Source organism: uncultured Rossellomorea sp., assembly GCF_947488365.1.
Taxonomy (GTDB): domain Bacteria; phylum Bacillota; class Bacilli; order Bacillales; family Bacillaceae_B; genus Rossellomorea.
In genome coordinates, this window is the sequence record NZ_CANKZT010000001.1 from 1,323,370 (window position 1) to 1,334,243 (window position 10,874).

The 10,874-nt window shown below is 41.9% G+C and carries 7 protein-coding genes and 1 tRNA gene; 2 read left to right on the top strand and 6 right to left on the bottom strand.

Annotation, left to right across the window (positions count from 1 at the left end):
- The first annotated feature begins 115 nt into the window (after window positions 1-115).
- The gene (locus Q1B03_RS06830; protein WP_299739698.1) at window positions 116-1,039 is read left to right on the top strand and encodes a 1,4-dihydroxy-2-naphthoate polyprenyltransferase; all 924 of its coding nucleotides are present in this window, start codon (window positions 116-118) and stop codon (window positions 1,037-1,039) included.
- Between the two features lie 114 nt (window positions 1,040-1,153).
- On the top strand, window positions 1,154-1,915 hold the full coding sequence (locus Q1B03_RS06835; RefSeq protein WP_341358021.1) for a TraR/DksA C4-type zinc finger protein: 762 nt from the start codon (window positions 1,154-1,156) through the stop codon (window positions 1,913-1,915).
- A 39-nt stretch (window positions 1,916-1,954) separates the two neighbouring features.
- Here the strand turns inward: Q1B03_RS06835 and Q1B03_RS06840 are convergent, their stop codons facing one another.
- The 6 genes from Q1B03_RS06840 to Q1B03_RS06865 all read right to left on the bottom strand — a co-directional run bounded on the left by Q1B03_RS06840 (window position 1,955) and on the right by Q1B03_RS06865 (window position 10,792).
- The gene (locus Q1B03_RS06840; protein WP_299739518.1) at window positions 1,955-4,360 is read right to left on the bottom strand and encodes a glycogen/starch/alpha-glucan phosphorylase; all 2,406 of its coding nucleotides are present in this window, start codon (window positions 4,358-4,360) and stop codon (window positions 1,955-1,957) included.
- The gene (gene glgA, locus Q1B03_RS06845) at window positions 4,350-5,795 is read right to left on the bottom strand and encodes a glycogen synthase GlgA (RefSeq protein WP_299739520.1); all 1,446 of its coding nucleotides are present in this window, start codon (window positions 5,793-5,795) and stop codon (window positions 4,350-4,352) included. Before glgA ends, Q1B03_RS06840 begins: the two co-directional genes overlap by 11 nt.
- On the bottom strand, window positions 5,792-6,820 hold the full coding sequence (locus tag Q1B03_RS06850) for a sugar phosphate nucleotidyltransferase (RefSeq protein ID WP_299739522.1): 1,029 nt from the start codon (window positions 6,818-6,820) through the stop codon (window positions 5,792-5,794). The genes glgA and Q1B03_RS06850 overlap by 4 nt, the downstream gene beginning before the upstream one ends.
- Window positions 6,821-6,861: 41 nt before the next feature.
- A complete protein-coding gene (locus Q1B03_RS06855; RefSeq protein WP_299739524.1) occupies window positions 6,862-8,019 on the bottom strand; it encodes a glucose-1-phosphate adenylyltransferase in 1,158 nt (385 codons plus the stop codon).
- 16 nt (window positions 8,020-8,035) lie between these two features.
- The gene (gene glgB / locus Q1B03_RS06860) at window positions 8,036-9,898 is read right to left on the bottom strand and encodes a 1,4-alpha-glucan branching enzyme (RefSeq protein ID WP_299739526.1); all 1,863 of its coding nucleotides are present in this window, start codon (window positions 9,896-9,898) and stop codon (window positions 8,036-8,038) included.
- An 822-nt stretch (window positions 9,899-10,720) separates the two neighbouring features.
- Window positions 10,721-10,792: transfer RNA gene (locus Q1B03_RS06865), tRNA-Glu, on the bottom strand.
- Window positions 10,793-10,874 lie beyond the last annotated feature (82 nt).

The following is a 10,874-nucleotide window of genomic DNA, read 5'->3' on the forward strand; positions in this document are numbered from 1 at the left end:
CTTCACAGATTTTTAAAAAATGATTGACAGTCCTCTTCCCTTTACCTACACTTTAATCTGTAAAGGAATTGGAATGTTTTCTGAAAATTCCTTATTGCGTAAGGGAGAGAATATGATGGAACAACAAGCATCCAACGTGTTGGAATCAGATAAAGGGTGGAAGATCTGGTGGCAGCTTACAAGGCCTCACACTCTTACAGCAGCATTTGTACCTGTCTTACTGGGGACTGTACTAGCTCTGCAATTTACCAAGATCAGTTTATCACTGTTTGCAGCCATGCTCATTGCCTGCTTGCTCATCCAGGCTGCTACCAATATGTTCAATGAGTATTATGACTATAAAAGAGGTTTGGATACAGAGCATTCGGTCGGTATCGGTGGAGCAATCGTCCGGAACGGAGTTAAACCATCCACGGTCATAAACCTCGCCTTTTCACTGTACGGAATCGCCCTTTTATTAGGAATTTACATTTGTCTTAATAGCACATGGTGGCTGGCACTCATAGGTATAGTGTGCATGGCAGCGGGGTACTTTTATACTGGCGGACCTATGCCAATTGCTTACACGCCTTTTGGAGAAATCGTAGCCGGTTTCTTTATGGGACTTGTGATCATACTCATATCGTTCTACATTCAAACTGGATATATCAATGGTGACAGCATCCTATTGTCTGTTCCCGTATCCATTTTAGTCGGCGCCATTCTATTAGCGAATAACATCCGCGACCTGGACGGTGATAAAGAAAACGGCCGTAAAACCATCGCGATTCTTTTAGGAAGAAAAGGAGCGATCATCCTTTTGGGCGGCATGTTTGTCGTATCCTATGGCTGGATTGTCGGACTGGTCCTTGCCGGCGTTTCATCACCTTGGCTATTCGTTGCCTTTCTAAGTATTCCGAAAGCATTCAAGGCAACGACAGGATTCATCGGCAAATCACAGCCGATCGAAATGATGCCCGCCATGAAAGCCACCGCACAAACGAACACCATCTTTGGATTCCTATTATCCATTGGACTATTACTTGCATATATGCTTTAAAAAAATCAAGAGTCGCCCCTTCATTTCGGGACGACTCTTTTTTTTATGTTTTAACAACCCCACTTTCGGATAAAGTATGGTTAGTACATTATTTAAGCGAACATAATGAAGGATGTGAAGAAATTGCTAACAGACAGCCAAAAACAGACATTAAAACAAGAATTGGTTCAGCAGGAAAAACAGTTGCAAGAACATCTTCATCAGGATTTAGATAATCTTCACCATACAAATGAACGGGATAACTCAGGTGAACTCTCCCTTTACGATAACCATCCTGCCGACATGGGAACAGAGTTATATGAACGAGAGAAGGATTTCGCCATAGATGATCACGCCAAGCTCGAACTAAATAAAATTCAACGCGCTTTGCAGGCGATAAGCCAAGGAACATACGGTCAATGCAAAGAGTGTGGCCAGGATATTCCTTTTGAGCGTTTGGAAGTCATTCCAACGACACTTTATTGTAAAGATCATTCACCGGAACAATCGACACCTCAGGATAGACCCGTAGAGGAAGATGTACTGCAGCCGCCTGTTGATAACGAATTCAGACATGAAACAGATGGTAATGTCCGTGATGATCAAGACAGCTTTCAGGAAGTAGGACGCTTCGGGACATCTGAAACACCTTCTGACTTCGAAGGTGATTATGAAGACTACTCGGAATTGTATCAGGATGAGGACACTTCCGAAGGATTCACCGAGGATTTCGAATCCTTTGTCGGAACCGATATGGAAGGTTCCAATCGTAAAGCATATCCTTCGAAAACCCATGAAGAATACGAGGATATGCTGGATGAAAATAATATGGAATCCACATTGGGTGACATTCCGTATAAAGATGGCGACAGTTATATTTCTGATAAGAAGAAATAATTTAAAAAGGCTTGGGGAAACTTTTCCCCAAGCCTTCTTTTACTTTATTAAACTGCCCTGTGAAATGCCCCAGATGTCTTTCGCATACTGTTCAATCGTCCGGTCACTTGAGAAATAGCCGGAGTTTGCAATGTTCTGCAAGCACATTCGTGACCAATGCTCTTTATTTTCGTACGCTTTTCCTGCTTGCTCGTGAGCCCTTACATAGGAATCGAAATCCCTCAGAACAAAGAATTGATCATTCTCGGTCAGTAAGGAGTCATAGATGGTTTCAAAATGGTCACCTGCGTCTGGAAGTGTATCATCAATCAATTGATTCAACACCTTCTTAATGCGGGTATCATAGTGGAAATACTCCATGGCATAGTATCCACCGTGATGCTGATATTTCATTACTTCATCCGCCGTTAATCCAAATATAAAGATATTCTCTTTCCCTACTTGCTCAAGAATCTCAATATTAGCCCCGTCCAATGTTCCAAGGGTCAAAGCCCCGTTCATCATGAACTTCATATTTCCAGTACCGGATGCTTCCTTGCTGGCTGTAGAAATCTGTTCTGACAGATCAGCTGCAGGAATGATTTCTTCAGCTAATGAAACCCGGTAATTTTCCAGGAATACGACTTTAATCCGCCCTTTTACAAGCGGGTGGTCATTCACCAGATCCGCTACAGAATGAATCAACTTTATGATTTTCTTCGCATAGTAATACCCTGGGGATGCTTTCGCACCAAAAATGAACGTTCGCGGATGAAAATCAAAGCTTGGGTCTTCCACACAGCGATTATAGAGATGAAGAATGTGTAAAACATTCATCAGCTGGCGTTTATACGCATGGAGCCGCTTCACTTGAATGTCAAAAATCGAAGTAGGATCCACGACGATTCCATTACTTTCAAAAATTCGATCTGCAAGCTTCCGTTTATTTTCCTGTTTTACATCATACAGGTCCTTAAGAAACGCCGTATCGTGATGATACTCTTTCAAGTCCGCTAACTTACCTGGATCTTTAATCCACCCATCTCCTATGGAAGACGATATCAGATTCGACAGAGACGGGTTGCTATTCAATAGCCATCTTCTATGTGTAATGCCATTTGTCTTACTATTAAATTTATCAGGATAATATTGATAGAATAAGTTCATTTCTCTAAGCTTTAAGATTTCAGTATGAATCTTTGCCACGCCATTCACACTAAAGCTTCCTACAATCGCCAGATGAGCCATTTTCACTTCATCATGGGAGATGATCGCCATATCCTCTATCCGCTTCCAATCACCGGGATATTCCTTCCACAATTCCTGACAGAATCGCTCATTGATTTCATTCACGATCATATGGATGCGGGGCAGCAGAGGTTGGAAAATACGGATCGGCCATCTCTCCAATGCTTCTGAAAGCGTCGTATGATTCGTATAGGCAAATGTATTCGTCGTGATTTCCCACGCTTCCTCCCATTCGAAGGAATATTCGTCAAGCAGGACCCTCATCAGTTCTGGAATCGCGAGAACGGGATGAGTATCATTGATATGGATCGATATATTCTCATGCAGTTCCTTCAGGTCCCCATTTCGATAAAGGTAGGAATCAAGAATCGAACGGATGCTTGCTGATACAAGGAAATACTGCTGTTTCAATCGCAGGATTTTCCCTTCTTCATGGGTATCGTCAGGATAAAGGAATTCTGTGATCGCTTCCGTATCACGCTTGTATTTCATCATATCTTTCCCGGCTTTATAGGCAGCGGGTTCAGCACTCCATAATCGAAGGGTATTAACCGTCGACGTTTCATACCCTACTACAGGCATATCATAAGGAACGGCCGCTACTACTTCTGCATCCACATGACGAAACTTCAATACATCATTATCCGTATAAGATTCCACCTTCCCCCAGAAAGGCACTTCGACGGTAAGATCTGACTTTCGAACTTCCCATACATGTCCATGACGCAGCCACTGCTCCGGAAGCTCCATCTGAAAACCGTTGACGATCTTTTGTTCAAATAAACCATGCTTGTAACGGATTCCATAGCCATGTCCAGGTAGATTAAGGGAAGCCAATGAGTCGAGGAAACATGCAGCCAAACGACCCAGACCGCCGTTTCCGAGTCCTGCATCGTGCTCCACCTCTTCCATTTCAGCAAGGTCTATTCCCAGGTCCTTCAATCCCTTATCCACAATATCGTAGATTCCTAAATTCATCAGGTTCTGGCGGAGCAAACGCCCCAGAAGAAATTCAATCGATAAGTAATACACCTGCTTTTGTTTACTGAACCGGTACTGCTCATTCGTATGAATCCAGTTCATGGAGATGTATTCCCGTATAAGGTGACCTAATGTGAAAAACTGATCCTGACTGGTGGATTCAGGAAACGTCTTCCCATACATCATTTCAAGCTTCTTCAGAAACATTTCTTTAAATTCAATTGGATCAGAAAACATGGCTTTCACTCCTTGATACCAGGTCAGCATATAGTTGATTATACTTAAAGGCCGATTGCGCCCAGCTATAATCCTTATTCATTGCAGTTCGTACAATATGATTCCATGTTTCCGGATCTTCGTAGAAATACGATAGAGCTCTTCGATAAGTGTAGAGCATATCGTGGGCATTAAAGTTCTTAAACGAAAAACCGTTCCCTGTCTTCGTTTCTTCATTATAGGATTCCACCGTATCGTTCAATCCACCGGTCTCCCGGACAAGCGGCAGGGCTCCATATCTCATGGCAATCAATTGACCCAGTCCGCACGGCTCGAACTTAGAAGGCATCAGGAATATATCACTGGCAGAATAGATCTGTTTTGCCAGTTCCTCATTAAATCCGATTTGCACTCTGACCTTATCCGGATAGGTCCATTCCATCTCCCTGAAGAACTGCTCAAACTCCCAATCGCCTGTTCCCAGGAGGACAAATTGAACTTCTTCCTGGAGCATTTCATGAAATACTCCCCTTACTAGTTCCAGCCCTTTTTGATTCGTTAATCTTGAAATGATGGAAACAAGAGGGATTCCTTCATTCTCTTCTAACCCCAAGCTTTTTTGCAGGTGAAGTTTCGCTTTCTTCTTTCCATGGAGATTGCCGCTAAAGTAAGGAAACTCTCCATCATCAGGATTGTACACTTCATCATCAATACCGTTTAAAATACCTAATAACTGGTTGTATCGCTGCCCTAAAATAGTATGAAGCTTTTCCCCGTAATAAGGCGTCAGAATTTCCTCTTTGTATGTAGGACTCACCGTGGTAACAAAATCCGCAGAAATCAGAGCACCCTTCATAAAATTGATATTTCCATAGAACTCAAGGTATTCGTGATGAAAATACTTATCGTGAATGCCTAATAAGTCAGTCATCACCTGTTTAGGATAAATCCCCTGAAATTGAAGATTGTGAATGGTGAACACACTGCGGATAAACGAATAACCCGGTCTCTCCTGGTATTCGGTTCTTAATAAAAATGGAACCATTCCCGTGTGCCAGTCATGACAATGAATCACATCTGGATAAAAATCAAGAACAGCAATACTTTCCAGCACCGCTCTGGTAAAATACGCAAATCGCTCCCCGTCATCAAAATATCCGTATAAACGATCCCGATTAAAATAGTATTCATTATCGACGAAATAATACGTTACTCCATTTTCACTGTACTCTTCAATTCCACAATACTGATTCCGCCAGCCGACTGACACGAAGAACTCTTTCTTCCTTTTCATTTTTGAACGAAACTCATGAGGGATCCCACCGTATTTAGGCAGGATCACCCTGACATCCGTCCCTAAACTTCTTAATTCCTTAGGCAAAGCGCCGGCAACATCCGCCAAGCCCCCAGATTTAATAAAAGGGACACACTCAGATACTACAAATAACACTTTCACGAATTCATCAGCGCTCCTTGAATCATCCCTTTGCGAATGACTATTGGATTGTTTGGATCTCCGATAAGCTTGACGCCATCTTCGATTCTCACATCTTTATCTAAAATCACATTCTCTAGTACACAGTTATCTCCAATTTGACTCTTCTGCATAATGATGCTACCCGAAATCATCGTATTTTTCCCTACCTTGACCGCTCTGAACATCGTAGAATTCTTCACTTGGCCTTCTATGAAGCATCCATTGGCGATGATACTATTTTTCACACTTGCAGCTGAAGTGTAGCGTGTTGGCGGCTCATCTTTTACCTTCGTGTAGACAGGTGAATCCTTTTTGAACAATTCTTTCCAATAAGATAGATTCAAAAGTTTCATGCTGGCATCATAGTATTCTTCAATGCAATCAATCGTTTGAACAAATCCTTCATGCTCATAGCCGCACACCTTAAATCCGCTGTCCATATCATCCACAACATCCTGCATACACGTATAGCCTGTTTCACTTCGATTCTCAATCAAATCAATGAGTGTAGAAGTTTTCACCAGGTACATATCTAAAGAGTTTCCGTTATGACGCATTTCCGTTATATCACAGCCGATACGGATATGGCGTTCAAGAACCGGTTGATAGGCAATATTGCATAATGTAAAGCAATTGCTGATCAATGCGTATTCCTGGGTACTGCGATAAAAGTAGTCTAAGTGATGAGCGAAGTGATTAAATGAACCCACACCCTCTTCATTCGCCTCTAATCCTGGTGCCGGGAAGAAAAACAACCCATCACGCTTCCGATTCAGATCCCAGTTCTTCCCAGATCCAAGATGGTCCATAAGGGAACGGTATTGAAACTTAGGAAAAATCGCAACGGAACCAATATCTGAGTTCACCATATTAGAGAGTACAAAGTCGATCAAGCGGTATCTCCCGGCAATTGGAAGAGCAGCTAATGAACGATGTAACAGTAAATCCTCCAACGAATCATAATAACTAGTAGCATCAATAACGCCAAGCATTGTATTTTTCAAAACACTTCCTCCTCTTAAGTTGTAATGTGGGTCTTCAACCTTTACACTTTTTCTTGTTCCAGTAGTGTTTCAATGAATGATTCCGTAACCAGGATAATTTCATCCGATCCTTCTTCCGGCATGATGCATAGGCCGTTCGGAACCTTGACATTCGACGGCACGATCGCCTGTTCAATATAGGCGTTTTCCCCAATGACCGCATCCGGCATAACGACTGAGCGGCTTACATGTGCTCCCTTTTTCACCGTTGTTCCTTGGAACAGGACGGACTTACGAATCGTCCCTTCAATCGTACATCCTTCATTCACAAGAGACCCCTCAACAAGCGCTTCTTCAGAAATGTATTGAGGCGGCTCATTCGGATTCACTGAATACACTCTCCAGTCATGATCGAACAGATTCAGCTCATTTTCCTCATCAATCAAGTCCATATTCGCTTCCCACAGGCTCTTAACTGTTCCGACATCCTTCCAGTACCCTTTAAACGGATAGGCCATCAGCTTTTTCTTCTCATCAAGCAGTAAAGGGATAACATCCTTCCCAAAGTCATGGCTTGAATCGGGATTACGCTCATCCATCTCTAAATAATCCTTCAGTACGGAATAATTGAAAATATAGATTCCCATCGAAGCAAGATTACTCTTAGGAAAAGCCGGCTTTTCTTCGAACTCTGTAATTCTCATTTCCTCATTGGTGTTCATAAGACCGAACCTGCTTGCCTCATCCCAGCCTACTTCAATGACGGAAATCGAGACATCCGCTTTCTTCTCGATGTGATAATCAAGCATTTTACTATAATCCATTTTGTAAATGTGATCTCCTGATAGAATCAGCACATACTCGGGATCATATTGCTCAAGGTAATTCATATTTTGATAAATGGCACTCGCCGTCCCTGTATACCAACGCATTTCAGATGATTCAGCATAAGGTGGCAGTACGGTCACTCCCCCATTTCTACGGTCAAGATCCCATGCACTTCCGATTCCAATATAAGAATTTAATACTAACGGCTGGTACTGAGTAAGGACACCCACCGTATCAATCCCTGAATTTGTGCAATTGCTTAATGTGAAATCAATAATACGATATTTTCCTCCGAACGGAACGGCTGGTTTCGCCAGACTCTTCGTCAATGAGCTTAAACGGCTCCCTTTTCCACCTGCTAATAACATGGCCACACATCTACCTTTTGCCATCTTTTTCTCTCCCCTTTCAATCTATTGGTTTTAAATAAACGGCTGCATATGGTGGAATCGTCATTTCCACATATCCTTCTCTTCCATGGTAGGACTCGTTGTGCACTGTAAGAGGCATAGGATTCACCTGATGTGAACCACCAAATCGTTCATCATCACTATTCCAAATCTCTTCATAAGAAGAAACCTTATTGACTCCTACCTTATACTGATGATACACACGAGGACTGAAATTACAGATCACCACAAGATGATCCCCCTTCTCTTTCCCATTTCTGATAAAAGAGAAAATCTGCTGCTCTCGATTATCCACATCCACCCATTCGAATCCCTCTGAACGATGATCCATTTGAAATAATGGTTCAGCACCTTTATATAAATGCATAAGCTCTTTAAAATATGAGTTGAATTTGTGATGAAATTCGTAATCCAATAAATGCCAATCTATTTCCTCTAAATCCTTCCACTCTGAAAACGGGGCAAGTTCACTTCCCATAAACAGAAGCTTTTTCCCTGGATGAGCCATCATATAGCTCAGGAGCAGACGATATTGAGCGAATTTCTGCCAGTAATCACCTGGCATTTTATTCAATAATGACTTCTTCCCATGTACCACCTCATCATGGGAAAAGGGAAGCACATAATTCTCTGAGTACGCATATAACAATGAAAATGTTATAAGAGAATGCACATGCCTTCTTTCAGACGTGTCTGTTTCCATATATTTAAGGACGTCATTCATCCATCCCATATTCCACTTATAATTAAAGCCAAGTCCTCCATAATGAACAGGAGACGTCACCTGTGGCCAGTCTGTAGAATCCTCTGCAATCATCAAAATCGAAGAATCATACTCGAACACTGCCATATTCAAGTTTTTCAAAAACTGTATGGCTCCTTCATTGGGAGCAAGCTCTCCCTGGTTAGCCCAGTAAATAATATTGGCCACTGCATCAATCCGGAATCCATCAATATGATACAGGTCCATCCAGAAACGGGCATTCGAAATCAGGAAGCTTCTCACTTCTCCCTTACCTAAATCAAAATTCGCCGTTCCCCACGTATAATTCTCACGGTCCCTTTCCTCTCCATACTCATAAGCAAACGAACCATCGAATTCATATAACCCGTGAGCATCCTTACAAAAATGACCCGGGACCCAATCCAATATCACGCCAATATTATGTAAATGACATTCATTCACGAACGCCATCAATTCATGAGGTGAGCCATAGCGACTAGTCGGAGAATAATAACCAGTACCTTGATACCCCCAAGAACGATCAAACGGATGCTCCGTGACAGGAAGCAACTCAATATGTGTAAATCCTTGTTCTTTCACATGGGGAATTAATTGCTGTGCTAATTCCTTATAGGAAAGAAATTTCCCTGCTTTCTTTTTCCATGTGCCTAAATGCACTTCGTAAATTGCCATAGGCTTGTCATAGACCGTCGAACTGGCTCGATGCTCAAGCCACTCCTCATCCTCCCATGAAAACCCCTGCAGCTCATACACGACGCTTGCAGTATTTGGACGCTTCTCAGAAGCAAACCCATAGGGGTCCGCCTTCAGCTTCTTTGAACCTGAGGGAGTCGTAATCTCGTACTTATACGTTTCTCCCGATAGATTCTCATCAATGCGAATTGTCCATAAACCTTCGTTATTCCGCCTCGTAAGTTCATACCCTGTTCCATTCCAATGATTAAAAGATCCAACCAATGAAACATGTCTTGCTTTCGGTGCCCAAACGCAAAATTCTGTATAGGTTCCAGTAGAGTCTCTTCTCACATGTGAACCCATAAACTGATAGGCCTGCTGCAAATTTCCCTCATGAAACAAAAAAACATCATAATCTGATATGGTCATTGCGTTCATCATCTCACCTACATTTTTTCAATCTACTTACTACTTTCTTTCAAGTTCATCAAAATCCTCTTTATTATCGTCGCTCAATTACGACAATTTCCTACATACATTTGATAAAATGGTTCACTATTGGAAAGTCTTACTAAATGATAAGGTTTACATTGGAAGAACATAGGGGAATCATGTTGAATTCATAGCGGAATTTGTCGAAAGTTTTTTAATTAAAAAATGTGAAATTTGCAGAAAATGCAGAAGGATTCCGGTATTTTGTATCGTTTCTGGCTGATTGTGAGAAGGATGGCGGTGTCGAATTAAGGAGTGATTGAGAAGGCGTAATGCATCAGGCGCCTGCATGCTTATGGTGATTAGTAGGGTGAATGAAACATGTTCTAATGGTCCCGGATGGGTAATTAAGGAGGGAGCATTCATAGTTTAGTCTTTAAAGGAGGTTGGGTTTATTGAAGAGCTTGAGAAGTTTAATGAAGAGATTAAGAGGTGATTGATGCCATTTACTTTTCGATGATCACTGACTGAATGTTCCCATCCTCCGTTTATTGTATTGAAAAATTGGATCTGAAAAGAAAAGTGCAGAAGTTGATAATATATTGGGAAAAGTCGATAATATATGTGGAGAAGTCGATAATATATCCTTCGTAGAGAAATAGAAGCATGCGTTTCTCTTGTAAAACCGCTTATTTTAGTCCCGATCTGCCTCCATATTCAATTAACTCTCTTCATTTAGTCATTTTTTCTTCTATTATTAATAAAATAACCACTAATTCTACTACTTTGTACAAAAAAAAAGACTATCAAAAATGATAGTCTTTTTTCAGATGACCCATACGGGATTCGAACCCGTGTTACCGCCGTGAAAGGGCGGTGTCTTAACCGCTTGACCAATGGGCCATAATATGGCGGAGAAGGAGGGATTTGAACCCTCGCGCCGGTTGCCCGACCTACACCCTTAGCAGGGGCGCCTCTTCAGCCA